The organism is Chryseotalea sp. WA131a, from assembly GCA_025370075.1.
Lineage (GTDB): Bacteria > Bacteroidota > Bacteroidia > Cytophagales > Cyclobacteriaceae > ELB16-189.
In genome coordinates this window covers 329,887-351,566 of sequence record CP073016.1, presented here as the reverse complement: position 1 = coordinate 351,566, position 21,680 = coordinate 329,887, and the positions used below count along the sequence as shown (strand labels likewise).

17 protein-coding genes are annotated in these 21,680 nt (G+C 42.1%); 10 read left to right on the top strand and 7 right to left on the bottom strand.

Features of this window, described 5'->3' with window-relative positions; genetic code table 11:
- Positions 1-24: 24 nt before the first annotated feature.
- The 3 genes from ychF to KA713_01645 all read right to left on the bottom strand — a co-directional run bounded on the left by ychF (position 25) and on the right by KA713_01645 (position 1,834).
- Positions 25-1,122 carry a redox-regulated ATPase YchF gene (gene ychF, locus KA713_01655; protein UXE67338.1) on the bottom strand — a complete coding sequence of 366 codons (1,098 nt, stop codon included), beginning with the start codon at positions 1,120-1,122 and terminating at the stop codon, positions 25-27.
- 62 nt (positions 1,123-1,184) lie between these two features.
- A complete protein-coding gene (locus tag KA713_01650; GenBank protein ID UXE67337.1) occupies positions 1,185-1,631 on the bottom strand; it encodes a hypothetical protein in 447 nt (148 codons plus the stop codon).
- Complete coding sequence (locus KA713_01645; GenBank protein UXE67336.1) at positions 1,628-1,834, bottom strand: hypothetical protein; 207 nt, start codon at positions 1,832-1,834, stop codon at positions 1,628-1,630. Before KA713_01645 ends, KA713_01650 begins: the two co-directional genes overlap by 4 nt.
- 79 nt (positions 1,835-1,913) lie before the next feature.
- On the opposite strand from KA713_01645, the gene KA713_01640 reads away from it, so the two are divergent.
- Entirely contained in the window at positions 1,914-2,843 is a 930-nt protein-coding gene (locus KA713_01640; GenBank protein ID UXE67335.1) for a hypothetical protein, read from the top strand.
- Positions 2,843-5,509 (top strand): CHAT domain-containing protein, encoded by a 2,667-nt coding sequence (locus KA713_01635; protein ID UXE67334.1) that lies wholly within the window; start codon positions 2,843-2,845, stop codon positions 5,507-5,509. Before KA713_01640 ends, KA713_01635 begins: the two co-directional genes overlap by 1 nt.
- Before the next feature lie 90 nt (positions 5,510-5,599).
- On the opposite strand, the gene KA713_01630 is transcribed toward KA713_01635, so the two are convergent.
- From KA713_01630 to KA713_01620, 3 genes are read right to left on the bottom strand one after another with little or no spacing between them, the layout of a single operon-like run.
- Complete coding sequence (locus KA713_01630; GenBank protein UXE67333.1) at positions 5,600-8,248, bottom strand: DEAD/DEAH box helicase family protein; 2,649 nt, start codon at positions 8,246-8,248, stop codon at positions 5,600-5,602.
- A complete protein-coding gene (dinD, locus tag KA713_01625; protein UXE67332.1) occupies positions 8,245-9,087 on the bottom strand; it encodes a DNA damage-inducible protein D in 843 nt (280 codons plus the stop codon). The genes KA713_01630 and dinD overlap by 4 nt, the downstream gene beginning before the upstream one ends.
- Before the next feature lie 50 nt (positions 9,088-9,137).
- Positions 9,138-11,102, bottom strand: a complete 1,965-nt coding sequence (locus tag KA713_01620) for a site-specific DNA-methyltransferase (GenBank protein ID UXE67331.1) — start codon at positions 11,100-11,102, stop codon at positions 9,138-9,140.
- A 464-nt stretch (positions 11,103-11,566) separates the two neighbouring features.
- On the opposite strand from KA713_01620, the gene KA713_01615 reads away from it, so the two are divergent.
- From KA713_01615 to msrA, 8 genes are all read left to right on the top strand, one after another.
- A complete protein-coding gene (locus KA713_01615) occupies positions 11,567-12,220 on the top strand; it encodes a protein-L-isoaspartate(D-aspartate) O-methyltransferase (GenBank protein UXE67330.1) in 654 nt (217 codons plus the stop codon).
- Between the two features lie 108 nt (positions 12,221-12,328).
- The gene (locus KA713_01610; GenBank protein UXE67329.1) at positions 12,329-13,672 is read left to right on the top strand and encodes an rRNA methyltransferase; all 1,344 of its coding nucleotides are present in this window, start codon (positions 12,329-12,331) and stop codon (positions 13,670-13,672) included.
- A 60-nt stretch (positions 13,673-13,732) separates the two neighbouring features.
- Entirely contained in the window at positions 13,733-13,909 is a 177-nt protein-coding gene (locus KA713_01605) for a PspC domain-containing protein (GenBank protein ID UXE67328.1), read from the top strand.
- 21 nt (positions 13,910-13,930) lie between these two features.
- Positions 13,931-15,127, top strand: a complete 1,197-nt coding sequence (gene fucP / locus KA713_01600) for an L-fucose:H+ symporter permease (GenBank protein UXE68994.1) — start codon at positions 13,931-13,933, stop codon at positions 15,125-15,127.
- 2 nt (positions 15,128-15,129) lie between these two features.
- A complete protein-coding gene (locus tag KA713_01595; protein UXE67327.1) occupies positions 15,130-15,525 on the top strand; it encodes a DUF1801 domain-containing protein in 396 nt (131 codons plus the stop codon).
- Positions 15,526-15,772: 247 nt separating this feature from the next.
- On the top strand, positions 15,773-17,239 hold the full coding sequence (locus KA713_01590; protein UXE68993.1) for an MFS transporter: 1,467 nt from the start codon (positions 15,773-15,775) through the stop codon (positions 17,237-17,239).
- Positions 17,240-17,679: 440 nt separating this feature from the next.
- Positions 17,680-18,792, top strand: coding sequence for a hypothetical protein (locus tag KA713_01585; protein ID UXE67326.1), 1,113 nt, complete (start codon positions 17,680-17,682; stop codon positions 18,790-18,792).
- A gap of 78 nt (positions 18,793-18,870) precedes the next feature.
- Positions 18,871-19,488, top strand: coding sequence for a peptide-methionine (S)-S-oxide reductase MsrA (gene msrA, locus KA713_01580; GenBank protein ID UXE67325.1), 618 nt, complete (start codon positions 18,871-18,873; stop codon positions 19,486-19,488).
- Positions 19,489-19,677: 189 nt separating this feature from the next.
- Here msrA and KA713_01575 read toward each other — a convergent pair whose 3' ends face one another.
- Positions 19,678-21,669 carry a PAS domain S-box protein gene (locus tag KA713_01575; protein ID UXE67324.1) on the bottom strand — a complete coding sequence of 664 codons (1,992 nt, stop codon included), beginning with the start codon at positions 21,667-21,669 and terminating at the stop codon, positions 19,678-19,680.
- Positions 21,670-21,680: the final 11 nt, after the last annotated feature.

Genomic DNA, 21,680 nt, shown 5'->3' with positions numbered 1-21,680 from the left:
TCAATGAATGGGATGTAAGGTTTTCTAAACATTGAAGCGGAAATGCATTACATCTCCATCTTCCACCACATATTCTTTGCCCTCTACCGCCAATTTACCCGCTTCGCGGCAACCAGCCTCACTTTTATATTTCTGATAATCAGGTATTTTGATAACCTCCGCCCGAATGAAGCCTTTTTCAAAATCGGTATGAATGACGCCCGCAGCTGCCGGTGCTTTCCACCCCTTATGTATGGTCCAAGCACGTACTTCCTTTTCGCCTGCGGTAAAATAAGTTATCAAATGCAGCAAATCGTAAGCCGCACGAATTAGCCGGTTCAACCCCGATTCTTTCAATCCATACTCTGCCAAAAACACGGTTCGGTCTTCTTCACTTTCCAGTTCGGCAATTTGTGCTTCAATGGCCGCGCATACCATTACCACTTCGGCACCTTCTTGCTTCACTAAGTTCTTTAAATTCTCTACGTGTTGATTTCCCGTAAGCACCGCCTTCTCGTCTACGTTGGCAACGTAAATCACAGGCTTGTCCGTTAACAACAACAAATCTTCAATGGCTATTTTATCTTCAGGCGAAACCTGCAAGCTGCGTGCATTCTTTCCCGCTAGCAATGTTTCTTTGTACGCAACCAAGGTAGCCAGTTCCTTTTTCGCTTTGGCATCTCCGCTTTTGGCAGTGCGTTCTACTTTGCTGATTTTTTTCTCAATCGACTCTAAATCTTTCAACTGCAATTCGGTATCGATGATTTCCTTGTCGGATATAGGATCCACCTTTCCGGCAACGTGAATGATGTTATCGTTATCAAAACAACGAATCACATGGGCAATCGCGTCCACTTCACGAATGTTGGCCAAAAACTGATTGCCCAATCCTTCCCCTTTGCTGGCCCCTTTCACCAAACCGGCAATGTCCACAAATTCAAATGTGGTGGGTATCACTTTTTGCGGGTTCACCAATCCCTCCAAAATTTTCAGTCGATTGTCTGGCACCGAAATCACCCCTACGTTGGGCTCTATGGTGCAGAAAGGAAAATTGGCCGCCTCGGCCTTGTTATTGGAAATCGCATTGAAAAGCGTGGACTTGCCCACATTCGGCAACCCCACAATCCCACATTTTAAACCCATTTTTTATAATTAGGGCGCAAAGATAACCGCTTGGGGGTTTTTAAAAAATGGAGGAGAAAAAATTACGACCCTGGTTGAATTCGGTGTAAATACAGTTCTTCTGTAGAAATAAAATTCTTAAATCCCTTTTTCTTCAATCCAACAATTAGTTTTTTATCCCCGCTCCAGATTTTACATCTGAATTGTTTTGAATAAGCAAGATAAACTGTGTCTTTCGGGTCAATATCTGCAACCAATTTCTCAGCTAATGACCACATGGATGGACGTATTTGTTCCTCAGAAATAAAACTAATGTCTTTACAGATTTGAGATTCGGCCTCCCTTATATCCTCAAAAGAAAGACCCGATATTTTTTGAATCTTTAGATAATGTTTACCGATTTCAGAATGAAGAAAATACGGGGCGATGAAATCGAAATGGTTCCTAGAATTTATCAAAAGGTCACCAATCTTGCTGTTAACGTTGAGTATTCCGCTAAAGACAATATTAGCGTCAACAATAACTTTCACTTAACAAAACGTTTGCGGTTTTTAGTCCACCAATCTGAGTTCACCTTTTCAGCCAGTTTATCAATGTCCGATTGCTTGGCTTTGCTTTTAGAAGTTGCCTCTAAATATTTGACATAGTCAATCACCCGCTGCAATCCAAAGCTATCAACGTCAGATGAAACAGTAATCGTAATTTGGTTATTATCGTTTCGCCCTATCAGCATACTTCAAAGGTAACACTATTTGAAATTATTTTCCTACTTGCTTCATGCACCAACCCTCACTAACTTGTAACCACATTTTATGCTTAAGAAAATTCTCTTTCTTGTTGGTCTTGCAGTCACTCAAGTCAATTGCTTTGCGCAAGGCTGCAGCGATGCGGGCTTTTGTACGATGGGCGCCATGAAGCCTGACCAACCTTACAACAAAAAAGTACAATTGAGATTAAGAACGATGGAACTGAGTTTCTATCGTGGCACTACTACCCTTACGCCAGTCATTTATGTGGCCACTGCGGATTTCAATTTTAGTTTAAATCAAAAAAATACCTTTCAATTAAAAGTGCCGTACCAATTTGTAAGTGGTCGATTGGCAAATACGGGTTCGGTTGGCGACATTTCACTTTGCTTTACGCGAAATATTTTTTCTTCCGATAAATTTGATTTGAATCTTTCTGTGGGAGGAAAAATACCGACCAATCAATCAGATAAATCAGTTGATGGTCGGCCATTGCCCATGTATTACCAAACAAGTTTAGGGACTTACGATTTTATCACGGGGCTGTCGTTCATCAACCGCAAATGGTTGTTTGCGACAGGAATCCAAATTCCTCTAAATGAAAATAACAACCAGTTTGTTTGGTCTGCGTGGAACGGAACAGATGAAAAAGCCTACGTAGATTTGTACACGCAAGCCAAAAATTTGCGCAGAGGCATTGATGTAATGCTGAGGGTGGAGCGAAATTTTCGTTGGTCGCAATTCAATTGTTCCATAGGTTTACTTCCAATCTATCGTATCAATCGCGATGAATTTACCAACTCAAATAATATTCGCGTAATTCGTGAAGATGCCTCAGGCCTCGCACTCTCTGGAATTGTAACGGCAGGATATAACTTCAATACTCGTTCTGGCGTTCGGTTATTGATTGGTCACAAAATCATACAGCGAGATTTGAATCCTGACGGACTTACACGCGAGTTGGTGAATTCAGTCACTTACATTTATCGATTCTGATGAAACGTTATTTTGCAGCATTACTATTTTTGTTGTTCAGCCCTCCCTTGGTTGCGCAGGAAACCCAACTTGCTAAAATAGATGCCCTTATCAACGAAGCAAATTATTCACAAGCGCTTCAATTGATTGAATCTGAAATCAACCAAGCAGACAATTCTAAACTTCCCTTTCTTCAAAACAAAAAAGCAGAGACCCAAATCTTACAAGGCGATTTAATCAATGCAGAAGCCACCCTTGGTCAAATCAAAAACTCAAACGCTTTCGCGGAAGCGGTAACCTTTTCCAATTTTGGTTTTTTGCATCTGAACAAAGGGCGTTATGATTTAGCCCTCGAATCACTACAAACTTCGTGGAACAAATTTCAATCCATCGAAAAGCAAAACACAAAAGATGCTGCTAAGTGCTTGGCTAACCTCGCGTTGGTTTATAACACAACCGGAAAAAGCAACCAAGCCTTGGAGTACGGAACGATTGCCCTCCAAACCCGGCAAAAATTATTTGGTGAACCCAGTGAAGAAGTAGCTGCCTCTTACAATGATTTGGGTTTGATTTACACGTTGAAAAAAGATTTAGACCAGGCCTTGGAGCAATACGAAAAAGCATTGGCGATTTACGAAAAGTTGCATGGCACAAACCATCCAAAAATTGCCATCGCAGCCATCAACATCGGCATCAACTACCAGCAATTAAAATTGTATGGCGATGCCATCAATAACTTTGAAAAAGCTAAAAAAATCTGGGAAAAAATCTATCCGAACGGCCACCCCAACCTAGCCATTGTGTTGGGCAACTTGGCGGTGACTTATTCCTATTTGAATGATGAAAAATCGGCTACCGCTTTTTTCAATCAATCACTGGACATGTACAAAAAATCATATGGTGAAAAGCATCCAGACATTGCTAGCACGTACAACCAATTAGGCCGTTATCAATTGAGCAAAAAGAAATACGATGAAACGCTTCAATCCTATCAATCTGCGTTAAAAGCAAATTCGTTTTCGTTTGCGGAATTAGACTACCATAAAAACCCCATTGGCACGGAGGCCTACAACAAACAAGTAATGGTGTACACCCTACAATTGAAAGCGCGTGCACTGGAAGAAAGGCACTTCTCCAAAACATTAAAGCTAGAAGATTTGAAAATTGCGCTCAACAGTTTATACACGTGCGATTCGCTCATCGATGACATTCGGCAGCATAGCACGGATGAAAGTGATAAACTTTCACTCGGTGCATTGGCCAACGAAGTGTACGAAGACGGGGTACGCATTGCCTACACCATCAGCGACCTAACATTAGGGTCAAAAGAATATTTAGAGCATGCTTTTTACTTTGCTGAAAAAAGTAAATCGGCTGTGTTGCAAGAGTCTATTGCCGACACACAAGCAAAATCTTTTGCGGGCATACCCGATGAATTGCTGGAGAAAGAAAAAAATCTAAAATCTGCCATTGCTTTGTTTGCTCAAAAACTTGCCCAAAAACCAGTTGAGGAAGAAGAAAAAAAATTACGGCAACAACTTTTTACTGCTAACAACAATTACAATCAGTTTGTAAAAAATCTAGAGACCAACTTCCCGAACTACTACAACCTTAAATACAGCAAAAGCAAAACAACGGTGGCCGATTTGCAAAAGGCATTGAAGCCTTCCACCGCATTGGTCAGTTATTTTATTGCAGAAAGCAACAAGCGCCTCTATCAATTCATTATCACTACTAAAAGATTCAAAGTCATCAATCTTTCTTTGCCTGTTGATTTTGATCGTTACTTAAAAGGTTTTACCAACAGTTTGTTCTACAGCAACTTGCCCATCTACAAAAAATCGACTGATGTAGTGGCAAAAGTTTTGTTGCCAAAAATCACGAATGACATTTCTGAAATTGTCATCATCCCCTCGGGCAGTTTAGCCACTATTCCGTTTGAAGCATTGCCTACCAAAAAAATTGCGGGCGAGGAATTCAAAAATGTTTCTTATCTCATCAACCGCGTGGGTGTTAGTTACGATTTTTCTGCCAGTCTTTTTTTGCAAAAAAGTAAGTTGCCCGCCAGTAACGCTGCACCTTCCATTTTTTTATGTGCACCGGTTACTTTTGATGCGCACCAAAACCTAAATGCATTGCCCGGCACAGAAAAGGAAGTGATGGATATTGCCAACTTGTTTGCAGGCAAATCAAAAGAGGTGAAGTTTGCCGATGCCAACGAATCGCTCATTAAATCAAAAGAGTTGGGCAGTTACAACTATTTGCATTTTGCCACACACGGAGTTGTGGACGAGGAGAACCCCGCCAGCTCGCGCATATTTTTAAGTTCCAACACTACAGACGATGGCAATCTATACGCTGGTGAAATTTATAACCTGAACCTCAACGCCAACTTGGCCGTGCTCTCCGCTTGCCAAACAGGTTTGGGAAAGGTAAGCAAAGGTGAAGGGGTGATTGGCTTATCGCGTGCGTTAATTTATGCAGGGGCCAAAAACATTATTGTCTCTTTTTGGACAGTGGCCGATGAATCGACTGCAGAGTTGATGACGAACTTCTACCGCGAGTTGGCCTCCAACCCCAACCAAGATTTTAAAAAGGCATTGCAAAAAGCAAAACTGAAAATGATTGCCGAAGGAAAGTTCACCAACCCATATTATTGGGCTCCGTTTGTGTTGATTGGGGATTGATGTCCTCTGCCTCCATTGCTTTTATGCGTGTCATTTCAACTGGGGTACTAATTGTACCCTAATTGGTAAAAAGTTGGAGCTGTTTATTTTCTAACTATTCAATTCCGATACGGAGGAAACTCTTTTGTAAACAACTTCTTTAAACTTGGCAAAATGCGCTTCACCGCATTTGATTTTTAGTTTTTCGCTTCCTCGCAATTCCTGGCCACGACTTTTCGTCTCGGCAACAAAATAGATTTTCTTTTCACCTCTAAACACTACTGCCCAATCTGGGTTGTATGTGCCAATAGGCGTATTTATTTTAAACCAGAACGGAAGTTTAAAGAAGAACTCAATATTGTCACTGCTCTCGCAGTCTTTGGCGAATTGGCTTTCAATACCTGATTGCAGCGGAATATAATTTTCGTAAATGGTTCTTTCAGGCTTCGAGATTTCAAACGTGAATTGGTTCACGAAGAATTCAAGTTCATCATCCTGAAACAAAGTCATTTCATACCACTTGTCGCCAATCTTTTCGTATTTGATTCCGTCAATCATCAATTCATAGAGTTGTGTCCGTATGGCAGTTACGGCATAGTCCATAAACAATTGCGGATTTAGAACATACTCGTTAAGCCTTTCCGACTTTTTAAGAATTTCAAGAATAGTGCTTCTGGTTAACTCAGTTTTGCTTTGTATGTATGTTAGTAAGTCAGGAATTTCAAACTTTGCTTCGTAACTATCGGTTGAACTGTCACTTAACAAATGACTCTCAATTCCTTTATCCGTTAACAACAATCCTTTTTTAGTAGACTTTACGGATGGCTTTTTGATTTCAGGAATATCTTTTACGGCCTTGGATGCAAGTAAAACCAGTTCATCGGTTTTATATGAAACGCTGTACTTCGTGTGAAACTTAATCTTCTCCCAGATTTGTAAAAACTTAGGGTCGGCCTCAAATCCTTTTCGAAGGTTGACCGCTTGCCTGTCTCTTTTGTTTTTGGTGCGTCCAGAAAAATCTACTCCGCAATCTTCTTCAATTTCTTTTTGGAGTGCCTTGGCAAAATCTTCATACCGTTCATTGGCAATAATTGTTAGACGATTGATATTTTGCCCGAAAATCCGTTGACCGTTCTGGTCAACACAAAGTCTTAATCCTCTTCCGATTTCTTGGCGCTTTTTGATTTCCGATTTCGTTTCATTCAAGGTACAAATCTGAAATACGTTTGGATTGTCCCAACCTTCGCGTAAAGCAGAGTGACTGAAAATGAAACGTAAAGGGGTTTCAATGTCCAATAATTTTTCTTTTTCCTGCATGATGAGTTGGTAGGTATCATCATCAGCTTGCGTTTCACCTCCTGTATCTTTAACGCGACCTTTGTTGTTTTGTGAAAAATAGCCATTATGAAGTTGCTCCACTTCAAAAGAGATTAACTCTGAATAGGCTGGCTTCTTGATTTCTTCCTTATAGATTTCCTCAAACCATTCTGCAAACTTTCCTTTTACCGGATTTCCGTTCGCATCGTACTCGCGGTAATTTTTTACTTTGTCAATGAAGAACAGTGAAAGTACCTTAATGCCCTTGCCTTTGAAGCTTCGTTCTTTTTTCAGATGTTCTTCAATGGCCTTGCGAATCATGAATTTCATCACCTCATCATTCATTCCGCCTTGCGATTCGCCCATAGAAAGAAACAAACCATTTGTCATGGTAATGCTTTGGTTGCCCGCATCAATTTCATCAATGATAAAACCATCTTTATAAATCTCGCGGTTGTTGCTAAGTTTAAATATATCGTCTCCAACTTTAACGGACACTGACTTTTTAGTGACACCCTTATTGGTGTTGCAATCAATTTTAATCTTGGCCGTTATTTTGGTTTTTGTAGCACTTATCTTTTCCACCTGAATGAATGCTTCGTTCATGGCGTTTTCACTTACCACAGAATCTACTTCAATTTGTTTGACCAAACCCAAATCATAAGCCTTTACCGGATTCAGTGAATAGACCAAATTGTAAACATTGGTGTGCGTTGCCGAATAACGAAGGGTGCAAAGCGGATGAAGATTTAAAATAGCCTTTCTCCGAATTTCGGTTTCCATGTTTTGTGGCTCGTCCACAATCACAATGGGGTTTGTGCTTTGAATGAACTCTATAGGCCTTTTGCCAGTCTCGTTTATTTTATTGATAATGTTTTCGTCTTTGGCGAACGAATCAATATTGATTACCAGAATTTGAACAGCATTGCTATTGGCATAGGTTCTTAGATGAGAAACGCGCTTGCTGTCGTACACATTAAATGCAATCGCTGTATTATCGTAAAGCGATTGAAAATGGTCGTGTGTGATTTTAAGATTCTTGATGACACCTTCACGAATGGCGACTGAGGGAACAACAATCAGAAATTTCTTGAACCCGTAAAGTTTATTTAATTCATAAATCGTTCGCAGGTACACGTAGGTCTTGCCTGTACCAGTTTCCATTTCGACACTAAAATGCTTTCCGTGAACAAGCCCCTCTCCAAGTGGAGAGGGGCTGGGGGTGAGGTTGTTTCGCTCCTGAATGGTTTTTACATTGGCGAGTAGTTGGTCTTCTGTAAGCATTAAATGATTTCCGAATCCATTCTCGGTTAACAGTTGCCCGGATTGAGTCAATGTAAATTCGAAATCGCCACCATTCAAAGGCTGACCTTCAAACAAATCCGTTACCGACTTAATCGCTTCTAACTGATATTCTTGATTGCTATCGAAGTGGAGTTTCATTTCTTTCTTTTTCCTTTAGCTCCTTTCAACAAGTTCTTTTCTTCACCTTCCAATCTGCGCTGCACTTTCTTTACATCCTCGGCTGGTGGCAAATTTTCAGGTACTATGCCTCTTTTGGTAAGCATCTCTCGAACCGCCCGGCTGTTGTCTACATGTTCTTTTTCAATAGGGTTTTGTCCTTTCAAATCCTTATTCTGCACGTTCAGGCTGGTCATTTCAGCCGCTAAATCTTTGGCTTTTATGCTGATGGTCGGTAAAAAATCTGCAACCGGTCTGCTTTCGGGTACGCCCAATTTTTTCTTCAACTGTTGTGTTGAGAGCCTGAACAAAGCCTGATCACCTTTAGAGCGAATAACAGCAAAGCCCTGGTTGTCTACACCTCGCTCAAACAAAATTCCTGACAACTGCTTTTCTGTGTGGCTGAGTTTTTCACGTGCCTTAACACGCTCATACTCTCGAAGTCGTTTCTCAATGATTTCAGCGCGTCTGGTTTGAACCGCAAAATAATTCTGCGCAAAAGCTATCTGTTCTTTCCGGGGATCTCCATTTTGGGCAACTAAATAGCAAGCGTAGCGGGTAAGCATGATGTCGTCTATTTCACGTTTTGCTCCAGAACCCAGATCAACCATTTTGCTGACATCGGCAAAATGGTCGGCAACCGGATGACCACTTTGCTGGCAGGCCGTTTTTGCCTTTTCTACAACCTGTAAAAAATTCCTCCATTGCTCATATCCCAGCAGCACCTGTAAATCACGAGCAAACCAATATTCTGTGTCTCCGGTTTGCTGAACGGCAAGTTCAAAATCGGATGTGAGTTGTCTGATAGCCTCTGACTCCATATTGTTCTATTGTTAACAACACCATTTTGCTAGCGCCAGCAAAATGGTATTTATATTGTTTTAAAGTCAATACCAGCATCTTTCATCTGCAACACGGTGTTGGTCTTTAACTGGTCATTATTTGCAAAAAGAATGTCAAGTGTAACCACCTTCTTAGGTTTGGGAAGTGATTTCGTGATAACTTCTACCACTTCTGGACTCATCATCTCCAACGCTACAATCAGTTCGTTATCTTTTACAGAATAGAAAAACGGGTGCTTTTCTATTTTTTCTGCAAGGGCATAGCCAGCCTTTAATAGCAACTCATACAGCATGTTTTCTTTTTCGCTGCCCTCTTTTACCGGATTGGTAAACATTTCCAATTGTTCGATCAAATCGTTTTCTTGTCCTTTATCTCCATTATAGTTCTCTTCAGGCTCCGCAGCAATACCAACTTTTTCGCTCTGGTTTTTTATCGTAATTCCTCGCCAAATTTTGAAGTTTGAGGCAGATAGTTTGAAAACTTTAAAACCCAAGTCGAGATTTTCATTTTCAAACAAATCCTGCTTTTCTGATTTTTCCTTTTTTATTTTCTGAATGACTCTTCTGACGCGCTCTTTTGAAATATCGGCAATAGTTTTAAATCCAGATTTAAAGGCTTCGCTTGACTCATCGCACAACTCAGGTAACTGGGCGAGGATGAATTTTCGATTTCCACTTACTTCCATATTCATTTCCAAAACGGCATGAGCCGTTGTTCCAGAGCCCGAGAAGAAGTCCAGAATCAAATCACCTGAATCTTTTTCTGTTGCAATGGAGATTATCTTTTTAATTAAGCGAACAGGTTTGGGCGTACTAAAAATTTTCTTACCCATCAGTTCTGCTGTTTCCTTTTGCCCTTCATCATTGTGACCCACATCATCAAATGGCCACCAAGTGCTAGGCACAACACCTTCCTGGATTTCAGATAAAAATCTTTTTAGACGAGGTTTTTTGTATGATTGCTCAGGCCCCCAATACAATCGATTTTCGGAAACCATCTTCTCATGCTTTTCTTTGCTGTATCGCCACACGGCATTTTCGTCTGGCCAAACATCTTCATTGGTTTTTGGATGCTTAATTGGATACCACAGCGTGGGACGTTCGGTCTTGGATTTACTACTTACGTATTCGCTTGAAGACCATTCCCCTCTTGAATCGTTATCTGGATTCTGATAGCGAATCAATTGCTTTTCTGTTCTAGGCAATAGTTTCCTTTCAAATTCAAGTGATTTTTGGAATACTAAAATATAATCATGTGTTGCACTAATCCCATCATCGTCATTTGCAACAGCATATTTCTTTTGCCAAACAATTTGCGCCACAAAATTTTCCTCGCCAAAAATCTCGTTCATCACCAAACGGAGGTTGTGAACTTCATTGTCGTCAATGTGAATAAAGATTACTCCGTCATCGCGCATCAGGTTTTTAGCCAAAAACAATCGTGGGTACATCATGCTCAGCCAATTGCTGTGAAAGTGTCCGCTGTCTTTGCTGTTTTTTCTAAAGTAGCCTTCCTTCATCAGGTAGCCATCTTCGTCTTTGTCGCCAATACGTTTTTCGTAGTCGGCCTTGTTTTCTTTAAAACTGTCGGGGTAAATAAAACTGTCGTTGCCTGTGTTATAAGGCGGGTCTATAATAATGCACTTTACTTTTCCGTAGTAGGATTTTTGCAATACTTTAAGCACCTCCAGGTTCTCGCCTTCAATAAATACATTTGCGGTTGTCTCAAAATTGATTGATTCTTCAGGAGATGGCTTAAGTGTCGCTGTGGTAGGTTGTTGCAAGGCCTTAAAGGCATCTGATTTGCCAGCCCAATTCAGAGTATATCGCTCATTGGCAATTACGATGTTGTCTCCCAAGTGAGCTTTTAGTTTTTCCCAATCGAGTTGGTCTTCACTGAATAACTCAGGTAATACAGATTTTAATTTGTTGAGATTGTCGTCTTTAATGTTCAGCGATTCACCGTTCATGAGTTTACTGTGGAGTTTGTTCAAATATAAGTTTTTAGGAACTTAATTCCGTCAGTTGGCGCATGGCAGTAGCTCAGTCAAAAACTTTGGCAGTTAAATAAGGCTTCGGAGGGCGGCAACCCTCCTTCGCCACTGCCTTCGTTAAAAACTTCGGCAGTCAAAGAAGGCTTCGGAGGGCGGCAACCCTCCTTCGCCAATGCCTTCGTTAAAAACTTCGGCAGTCAAATAAGGCTTCGGAGGGCGGCAACCCTCCTTCGCCACTGCCTTCGTTAAAAACTTCGGCAGTCAAAGAAGGCTTCGGAGGGCGTGCAAAAAAAAACCACGCTTTTGGCGTGGTTCTCATCACAGTCGAAACGCTATGGCAAATAGGCTTTTACTGTGCTTTAGAGAACCGTAAAGTAGGGGCTTGAGTTTCATTTTTCCTAAAGATTTTTCAAAACTTTGTTTACCCATAAAAAAAGCCCTTTTTTACGCTGAAATCTCAATTTTTGAGGATGATAGAGGAAAACTACCGTCAGCGAGGGTTACGCAACCAACTGGTGAAGAAATTGCGTTTAAAGGGCATTTTAGACGAAAAAGTGCTTTCAGCCATCGGAAAAGTGCCCAGGCACGTTTTTTTTGACGATGCCCTGCTGACCCACGCCTACGAGGACAAGGCCTTCCCCATTGGCGAGGGACAGACGATTTCGCAGCCCTACACGGTGGCGTTTCAAACCGAGAAGCTTCACATAAAACCGGGCGACAAAGTATTGGAAGTCGGCACGGGCTCTGGCTACCAAGCGGCCGTGCTGGTGGAGATGGGCGCGAAAGTGTACACCATAGAATTTCAGCGCAAGCTATACGAAAAAACAAAAGAGCTGCTGCCCACGCTTGGTTACAAACCTTTTTTTCTTTTTGGCGATGGCAGCAAGGGTTTGCCCACCAAAGCTCCGTTCGATAAAATCATCGTCACCGCAGGTGCACCGATTGTGCCCACTGCCCTCACCGAACAATTGGCCGAAGGTGGGATCATGATTATACCTGTGGGCGACCAAACGAAACAGAAGATGGTGCGCGTCTCCAAAAAAAATGGCAAGCTGATAAAAGAAGAGTTTGACCACTTTGCTTTTGTGCCGCTGCTGGGAGAGCATGGGTGGAAGTGAAATCGAAGCGTGAGGTTGGAAACTGGAAATTAGAGGTTAGAAATTGGAAGTTCAAGGCGTTGATTACCTTTATGCTTGAAGGACTTGCAAGCTGTTTTACTTTAAGAAATGACCCTCCCACCCGACTTTGAAACACGGATGCGCGCGCGCTTACGAGAGCAGTGGCCAGCTTTTCAATTAACGTTGCAAGAAAATTCGCCCACCAGCATTCGCCTCAATCCTTTAAAAAAAAGTAAGGTACCCGAAAAAAAAATTCCGTGGACGGAGGCGGGTTATTATTTGGAGGAGCGCCCTCGGTTTACACTCGATCCACTTTTTCATGCGGGAGTCTATTACGTGCAAGAGGCCAGCTCGATGTTGATTGAACAAGGTGTAAGGCAATCGATGGAAGTAACGCAGCCCATTGTGGCACTGGACTTATGTGCCGCACCCGGAGGAAAATCCACGCACTTGTTGAGTTTGCTTTCTCCTGATTCTTTTTTGGTCAGTAACGAGGTGATTCGCGCGCGCGCCTCGGTCCTTTCCGAGAATATTCAAAAATGGGGATATGAAAATGTACTGGTGACCAGCAATGACCCCATCGACTTTCAGTTGCTGCCCGGTTTCTTTGATTTGATTGTGGTCGATGCGCCCTGCTCGGGCGAAGGACTATTTCGCAAAGACCAAGCTGCGATGAAAGAATGGTCGGTGGGTAATGTGCAGTTATGCGCCCAACGGCAACAGCGTATTGTAGCCGATGTGTGGCCGTCATTAAAAGAAGAAGGAATTTTGTTGTACAGCACGTGCACCTACAGCGAAGAAGAGAACGAACAGAATCTACAATGGCTCGCTAATAACAAGCAAGTAGAATTTGTTTCCTTAAAATTAGAGGCAAGTTGGGGAGTGGAAGAAGTGAAAAATGGAAATGTATTGGGGTACCGTTGTTACCCGCACCGGGTGAATGGCGAAGGCTTTTTTTTAGCTATTGTTCGGAAGAAATCACATGAGCCAGCGAAAAGCTTTCGGTTGAAAAATAATGTTACGCTCATTAGCAAAAAAGCAAACGAGGCATTACATGATTGGATGATGCCACACAACCATACCTTCGTTCAACGGGATGAATACATTCTTTCCGTCTCCACACCATATCTTTCAGCGCTAAACACCTTGTTTCATCTTTTAAAACCCGTGATTCGTGGCACAGCCGTGGCCACCCAGAAGCATGATAAGTTTATTCCCGAGCATGCCTTGGCCTTGTCAGTGCACGTGCACACCGATCGATTTAAGAAAATAGATCTTAGCCTTGAAGAAGCCTTGGCTTACTTACGCAAAGATGTGCTTAGCGTTGGTGAAGGCGAAAAGGGTTTTGCTTTGGTGATGTACGAAGGTGTGCCACTGGGTTGGGTAAATTTATTGGGCAACCGATTGAACAACCTCTATCCGGCTGGGTGGAGAATTATGATGCGCTCATAGGATTTCCCTATAAAAATTGTAGTTTTAGATGTTAAAATTTCTTTTATAAAAATTAAGGCTATGGCAAAACGGTTAACAAAAGGAGAGAAAAAACTATTTGGGGTGTGCAGCGGACTAGGGGAATACTTTGATTTAGACCCTACCCTTGTGCGCGTTCTTTTTGTAGTCGGTTTTTTAACTTTTGGCACCGGCCTTTTGCTGTACATCATTTTGGCTTTCGTAATGCCAGACAAATAACTTCTCAATCTACATGGAAAAATCCCATTGGTACGCAAGCAGTACCTACCCTCTTATATTTTTGTTACCAGCTTGTTTTTATTGTGGGGCATTGCACTTTCGTTGGGCGATGCTTTGAATCGGCACTTTCAAAAAGTATTGCATGTTTCGTTAGCACAATCTGGTCTCGTCCAGTTTTCACTCTTTGGTGCCTACTTTGTTATGGGAATTCCGGCTGGATGGCTGATGAAAAAATATGGTTACAAAAATGGCGTGCTGGTCGGTTTGTGCTTGTATGCGATAGGAGCTTTTCTTTTTATTCCAGCAGCCGGTGCAGAATCATTTACGTTTTTCAGAATAGCATTATTTGTTTTGGCATGTGGCTTGGCAACATTAGAGGCAGTGGCTCATCCTTTCAGCGCATCGTTGGGCGATGAGGAACGCTCGGAGCAACGAATAAATTTATCGCAGGCCTTCAATGCGGTGGGCACTATTATTGGGCCACTACTCGGTGGATTTTTTATTTTACGCGCTACCTTAACAGGAGAAACACAAGCTGATTTATTTTCTGTAAAAATACTGTATGCCGCCATTGGCTTGGTGGTGCTGGCCATTGCATTTGCTTTTTGGTTTGTAAAAGTTCCGAATGTTCAAATACCGATCGACAAAAGTACCCGCGGGTACAAAGACCTTTTCAAAATCAAGCATTTTCGGTGGGCGGCCATCGCCCAGTTTTTTAATGTGGCCGCGCAAGGTGGAACTTGGGCATACTTTATTAACTATGCCGTAAAGCACATGCCCGGCATGAGTGATGAATCGGCTGCTTACTATTTTAGTTTAAGCATGGCCATGATGTTAGTGGGTAGAATTGTTGGCACGTATTTGATGAATTTTATAGCACCCAATCGATTGCTTGCATTATTTTCGTTGGGAAGTATTCTCTTCTGCATCGGTATTTCACAACACATCGGTTGGTTTTCATTTGCCTGTTTGATTGGTTTGCAGTTTACCTTCTCGATCATGTTCCCTACCATTTTTGGTTTGGGCTTGCGCAACTTGGGCGATTTAAAAGAAAAAGCCGCGTCTATCATTGTGATGGGCGTGGTGGGTGGTGCGGTGTTCCCTCCGGTAATGGGTTGGGTGGCCGATCAATATGGGGTGGCCAACGCCTATTTGCTGCCCATTATTTGTTATGTCGTGATTTTCCTTTTCGGGATTCGATTGTATAAGGCTGCTTAGGTGTGGACAGAAGATATAGCTCAGCCGTAGATAACTATATTTTTGCTCAACGCGATGACGTGAAACTAACGTTAGAAGTTTTGCGCGATATAATTTTTGAAACGGTGAAAGCCGTAGAGGAAAGCATCAAATGGAATTGCCCCTTTTACTGTAAAGATGGGTTGTTGTGCTACATCAATTACGAAAAGAAAACCAAGAAAGTGATTTTGGGATTCGTGGAAGGCGCATCGATCAACGACAAATACAAACTCTTTAGTGACGATACCGCCCACATCAAAAAAGTCTATTTTGAAGCGGCCGAAAAAATACCGGTGGCTAAAGTAAAATACTACTTGCGCGAGGCGATGGCCATCAACAAAGTAAAGTCGAAAAATTTTATGAGCATACGGAAAAAGTAAGAGGTAATCTACCATTGCGAGGAATTCCAAGCCTTCATATTCGAGTCCACCGTACTTCAAGCCCATTAGCAGGCAACTCGTTATTCAATTGCTTAGCAGTTCTGGTAAAAATCTGACCATCCCAGCTTAAAATATCCATTGACCATTTCAGCAAAATCTATATCTTGAATCCTGAATTTAACCTGTCTACATGTCTATAACGCATACAGCCGCCAAGCCTCAACTAAGTTTCTGGCAAATCTGGAACATGAGCTTTGGCTTTTTAGGAATACAGTTTGGCTTTGCATTGCAAAACGCTAACACCAGTCGGATTTTTTCTACACTCGGTGCAGAGCCTGATAACCTAGCTTTATTCTGGTCGGCTGCTCCCATCACCGGTTTGATCGTACAACCTATTATTGGTTTCTATAGCGACCGTACCTGGCATCCAACGTGGGGCAGACGAAGACCTTATTTTGCGCTCGGTGCCATACTCGCCTCCATCGGATTGTGTTTAATGCCCAATGCGTATATTTTATGGATGGCCGTGGGCACACTTTGGATAATGGATGCCTCTATCAACATTAGCATGGAACCCTTCAGGGCTTTTGTGGGTGATATGCTGCCACCTTCACAACGTACGACTGGCTTTGCCATGCAAAGTTTTTTTATTGGCATTGGTGCAATCGTTGCCTCTTTTCTCCCATACATTTTCACCAATTGGTTGCATGTAAGCAATACAGCGCCAGATGGGGAAATCCCCGACTCCGTAAAGTATTCTTTTTACCTAGGTGCATTCATGTTATTCACTGCCGTCATGTGGACGGTGTTCACCACTAAAGAATATCCGCCAGAAGTTCAGCATCAAAATTTGCGAAACAGAGAGAAACGAAAAATTGATAATGAAGAAGGAACAAAAACACTCTTATCAAAAGTAGGAATGGTGCTGGTTCTATTGGGAACCATTTTGCTATGGATTATCAACTACATGGAATTAGAAAAAGAACTTTACGTGTTGGGGGGTGGTCTTCTTATTTTCGGAATGGTTCATTTATTAGCAGTGCTTTACATTCGGCAAGGTCGCTCCTACCTAGGCATGGTGCACATGGTAAAAGATTTAAACAGCATGCCCAAAACAATGGTAGATTTAGCTTATGTTCAATTCTTTTCTTGGTTTGCTTTATTCTCAATGTGGATTTATACAACACCTGCCGTAACGAGTTACATTTATGGCGCCACTGCTACCACCTCAACCGCCTACAACGAAGGAGCCGATTGGGTGAGTGTTTTGTTTGGTATCTACAACGGCATTGCCGCATTAGCCGCTCTGTTCTTACCAATATTAGCCAAGTATACTAGCCGAAGAGTGACTCACTTTATTGCGTTGATGTGCGGTGGTATAGGTTTGCTTTCCATTTACTTCATCAAAGACCCCGATATGTTACTCGCCTCGATGGTAGGAATTGGGATTGCTTGGGCGAGCATTCTTTCTATTCCGTACGCCATGCTTTCAGGCTCGTTGCCTTCCGAAAAAATGGGTTACTACATGGGAGTGTTTAACTTCTTCATTGTAATCCCCCAAATATTGGCAGCAACTGTTTTAGGGTTTTTGCTAAACAAAGTATTCAACGGTCAAACCATCTATGTTTTGGTATTCGGTGGCGTTTGTATGATAATAGGTGCGTTATTGTCACTTAGGGTTCGCTCATCCGAAGAAGTGGTCATCAAAAATTGAGTAACTTGCTCCTATGAAGAAGCTTAGTGATTTGTTTGTTGTTTTGGTTGTCGTTTAACTTTTTGAAGGGGCATGAAATCACTGCCACGCTCAGTTCGTTATACGACACCACCAAAAGCGCTACCGTTTATGCCAAAACAACGAAGGCCGCAGTTAGGACAGTTGGCACAACTTGATTGACGATGTGCTGGTGGATTTGTTTGGGAAATAGTTAGTAAGTGGTTGTTGGTGAGTGGTAGTTGGTAGTTGGTGGCCGGTAATGATTGTTCTATGGCTGGTAATCGGTTTTTGGTAGGGTCGGCACAATCAAAAATCACAATTCACCAATCACAAATTAAAAATCTTTCACCGAACACCACTTACCAATTACCAAAGTTTTACCCATCCAAGTTTCCGGATTACGAGTCAGTTGGGTAACTTCAAGCTAAATTTAGCTGGCTATGAAAGATCGGTTTCTGGCAATCCTTGCCCTTTTCTTTTTGTTTATCCTCTTCGATTCATGCTCTTCTGGAAAAGCTGCCTTAAAGCAAGGCGATTATTACGATGCTGTAATAAACTCAGTCAATCGCTTGCGCGGAAGCCCCACCCATAAAAAGGCTACCGTTGTTTTGACACAAGCCTATCCGCTGGCCGTAGATTTCATCAACATGAGTATCCAAAACGGCATCAATTCCGACAATCCACGCAAGTGGCGCAACGCAGTAGACGGTTACACTAAAATCAATAATCTCAACGACCAAATAAAAACCTCGCTGGGCGCGATGAAGGTTATCACCAACCCCGTAACCAAATTTAAAGAGTTGGCCGATGCAAAGCCCAAGGCAGCTGAAGAGAGCTATCAAGATGGCATTCAGTTCATGATGAAAAACACGCGAAACGATGCCAAGCAAGCTTACTTCGCATTTAAAGAAGCCAATGGCTATGAACAAGGCTACCGCGAGGTAATTGAAATGATGAATCAAGCTGAGTTTAACGCTACGCTACGCGTGGCTTATGAAGAAATCAATGCCTCGCGCATCAACTACGGCAGCTTTCAGCCCATCATCAATTCATTGCAGCGGCAGTTTTTGTCCTTTAAACCGGTAGCCCAACGCGATACGGTTCCTCCTCAGCAAATACTACGATTGGTCTTCAATAGGTTTTATCAGGACAACCGCGCGATGCTTTCATCACGAACAGAAAATATTGAGCGAAGTATAAAGGTAGGAGAGAAAAAATTGCCCGATGGCAAAACACAAGATGTGATGGAAACCGTAAAGGCCACTTTAACCATTTATACAAAAGTAAAAAATGCCAAAAGTGAGGCTACTCTTACTATCACCGATGCATCCAACAATTCGTATTTGCAAAACACCACCGTAGATGGGGTTGCTCGCTGGCAGTATGATTGGGCGACCTACAAAGGCGATGTGCGTGCACTGAATGGTGACCAAGCAAATTTGTGCAAACGAGCAGAAGGATACCCTAACGATGATAACTTATATCAGCAAGCGATGAGCAACCTGCAGAACAATTTGACACAGCAGTTGAGAGGGTTTTATAGTAGGTATTAGCAATACTTTTGACAAAGGCACGACAAATATGCACCGCTCTAAACCATTTTATCCTAGTTTAAGTTATAAGACCTAGCTATGATAAAATTACTAACCGCCTTTGCTCTGGTGGCAATTCTTCAGGCAAAGGCACAATCTCAAACTAAAAAAGTGGAAACAACTAATGTACAAACCGCCACCTTTGGCGCAGGCTGCTTTTGGTGTACCGAAGCGGTGTTTTTAAACGTAAAAGGCGTCACCAAAGTAGTATCGGGCTACACTGGTGGCAAAGTCAAAAACCCAACCTATCGCGAGATTTGCACGGGTATGACCGGCCATGCCGAGGTTACCCAAATCACATTCGACCCTGCGGTGGTTTCGTTTGAAGAGCTGCTGGAAGTTTTTTGGAATACCCACGACCCTACTACCTTAAACCGCCAAGGCGCTGACGAAGGCACACAGTATCGCTCAGCCGTTTTTTATGCCGATGAAAATCAGAAAGCTCTTGCGGAGGCTTATAAAAAACAATTGGAAGCATCGCATGTGTATAAAAACCCGATTGTTACTGAAATTACAACCTTGACCACTTTTTATCCTGCTGAAGACTACCATCAAAACTATTATGAGCTGAACCCCAATCAGGGCTATTGTCAGTACGTTATTCGGCCAAAGGTGGATAAATTCAAAAAGCAATTTGCCGATAAGCTAAAAAAATAATGTTTTATTGGGAGTTGCTAGCCCAATCAGATTTTAGCACTTAATCGCGCTTAAATTTTTTTTATCAAAGAATGTAACTCCAATAACCATTCTCCGTTCTTATATGCAGAGTAGAGTAATTCTCTCATAGGTTTAGGTTTAGGTAACAAAAAACCCCTCAGACGGAGGGGTTTTTTGCTGTAAAGAGTCTTACTTCCTTTTATACTTTGTAATATCTATTGCAACTTTCATAAGTCGACTAATTTGACCTATCGGATTTCGTAAAGGTGAATAAGTTGCCAAAGTCCAAACCTCTTCACCATTTTTATTGATTCTTCTAAATTCGCCTGACTTTGCTTTGCCAACGGACAAGTCTTTCCAAAATTGACGATAAGCATCCGTATTTCGTTCTTCCTTTGGCATAAAAATGCTGTGATGCTCACCAACAATCTCATCTAAAGAATAGCCCATGGCGTTCAAAAAGTTATCGTTTGCCTTTAAAATATTTCCATCGGTGTCAAATTCAATAGTGTTAAAACCTTCATTAACGATAGCAACGATAGACGCAGATTCAGACTGACCACGCTGCATTTCTTCTTGAGTGGCTTGCAACTCTTCCATGTTTTGGCGCATCTCTTCTTCTTGCGCACGCATCTCTTCTGTCATCTGTTGTGACTCGGCCAATAACTTGGTGGTACGGGCATTTACCTTTACCGAAGAAACCGTTGATGCAATGCTTTCGGCAATGCGTTTTACAAACTCAATCTCGTGCTCTGCCATTGCAGAGAAGGAGGCGATTTCTACCACACCAAAAATCTGATCGTTCACTTTTAGCGGCATGATCAAAATTGAAGTTGGGTTGGCATCGCCCAAACCAGATGTGATGCGAATATAATTTTGCGGAACATCGGTTAAGTAAATAGTGTCCATCTCTTGCCAAGCTTGTCCGGCCAATCCCTCCCCTTTGTAAATTTTTTGATTGACGTGCTTTTTCTTGTTCCAGGCATAACACGCCAACATGCTCATGGTTTGCTCATCGCCATCGGTTACGTCATCAATAATATAGAGCGCTCCTTGGTTGGCCTTGAGGTATTTTACCAAACTTCCAATAATCTCATAGCAGAGCTTTTGAACATCCGAGTTATTGCTTCGCAAAATTTCTGCAAACGTTGCCAATCCTTCCGATGCCCACGCACGCTTCTTATCTTCTTCGGCCACACGGGCCAAATTGTTGCGCATGTTAATCAATGCATTGCCCAACACATCGTGCTCACTTAAGGGGGTAAAGTCTGAAGCATAATTTCCCTTACCAATATTTTCAGCAAAGCCGGTTGTAGCTTTTAATCCATTTACTAAATTATCGGTGGCAAAGGCCATCTCGCCAATCTCATCATTACTAAAAATGCGGCCTTTGTCTTCCACCAACTCGCCTCTGCCAAGTTTTACAACCACTTCTTTAATGTAGTTGATGGGCACTGTTATAGATCGAATGAGCAAGTAGGCACATAGAAGTCCTAACACCACAATGGCGCCACCTAATATTAGCGTGATCCGAATCAAATTACTGGTAGACGAACTCATGCTATCGGATGATTTCTGAGTTAATTTTTCTTGATTTAGTCTAATGGCGGAAAGCAATTTGATGATATCATTGGATTGTGGAATAATCACTTGATCCACATAATCACCCGCCAATAATTTGGTGGTGGGGTCCTCATAGGAATCAAAACCCGTGAGGGCATTCATGATGTTTTCTTCCGTGCCTATGAGTAAAGTATCGAACTTGTAAAGCGCCTTGGTCATCAACACTCGCTGCGCGCTATCTTTCTTGAACGTTGATTCCAAACTATCGGCATCCCAATTCACCATCAGTTTTTCTATCTTTTCCTTCAATCCTTTATACTCACCATTAACGATGGAGCGCAAGGCATTTTTGTCATCATCGTTGGTTTGCAAAAACACCCAGTTGGTAGCCAACATGCGCGACCGGTGCACCAACGTAATCAATTCATTAATGGCATCTCTTAACGGGTTAACCGTTTCTTTTGACACCATTACATTATTATTGATGGTATTACCTGTGCGGAAGATAATGGTGGCATTGATGGCAAACAGCACAATCAATATTAAGAACCCACCAAAAATCTTATTGCCAATGTTCAGCTTGATATTCAGGCTCTTTTTTTTCGAAGGATTTTCCATAGCTAAAATGT

What these genes read in the sequence shown, in the direction of transcription:
- KA713_01645 (UXE67336.1), bottom strand. Translation starts at nt 1,834, where the DNA reads ATGCTGATAGGGCGAAACGATAATAACCAAATTACGATTACTGTTTCA.
- KA713_01585 (UXE67326.1), top strand. Translation starts at nt 17,680, where the DNA reads ATGAAAGATCGGTTTCTGGCAATCCTTGCCCTTTTCTTTTTGTTTATC.
- ychF (UXE67338.1), bottom strand. Translation starts at nt 1,122, where the DNA reads ATGGGTTTAAAATGTGGGATTGTGGGGTTGCCGAATGTGGGCAAGTCC.
- KA713_01640 (UXE67335.1), top strand. Translation starts at nt 1,914, where the DNA reads ATGCTTAAGAAAATTCTCTTTCTTGTTGGTCTTGCAGTCACTCAAGTC.
- KA713_01605 (UXE67328.1), top strand. Translation starts at nt 13,733, where the DNA reads ATGGCAAAACGGTTAACAAAAGGAGAGAAAAAACTATTTGGGGTGTGC.
- KA713_01590 (UXE68993.1), top strand. Translation starts at nt 15,773, where the DNA reads ATGAGCTTTGGCTTTTTAGGAATACAGTTTGGCTTTGCATTGCAAAAC.
- KA713_01610 (UXE67329.1), top strand. Translation starts at nt 12,329, where the DNA reads ATGACCCTCCCACCCGACTTTGAAACACGGATGCGCGCGCGCTTACGA.
- dinD (UXE67332.1), bottom strand. Translation starts at nt 9,087, where the DNA reads ATGGAGTCAGAGGCTATCAGACAACTCACATCCGATTTTGAACTTGCC.
- KA713_01630 (UXE67333.1), bottom strand. Translation starts at nt 8,248, where the DNA reads ATGAAACTCCACTTCGATAGCAATCAAGAATATCAGTTAGAAGCGATT.
- KA713_01575 (UXE67324.1), bottom strand. Translation starts at nt 21,669, where the DNA reads ATGGAAAATCCTTCGAAAAAAAAGAGCCTGAATATCAAGCTGAACATT.
- KA713_01635 (UXE67334.1), top strand. Translation starts at nt 2,843, where the DNA reads ATGAAACGTTATTTTGCAGCATTACTATTTTTGTTGTTCAGCCCTCCC.
- msrA (UXE67325.1), top strand. Translation starts at nt 18,871, where the DNA reads ATGATAAAATTACTAACCGCCTTTGCTCTGGTGGCAATTCTTCAGGCA.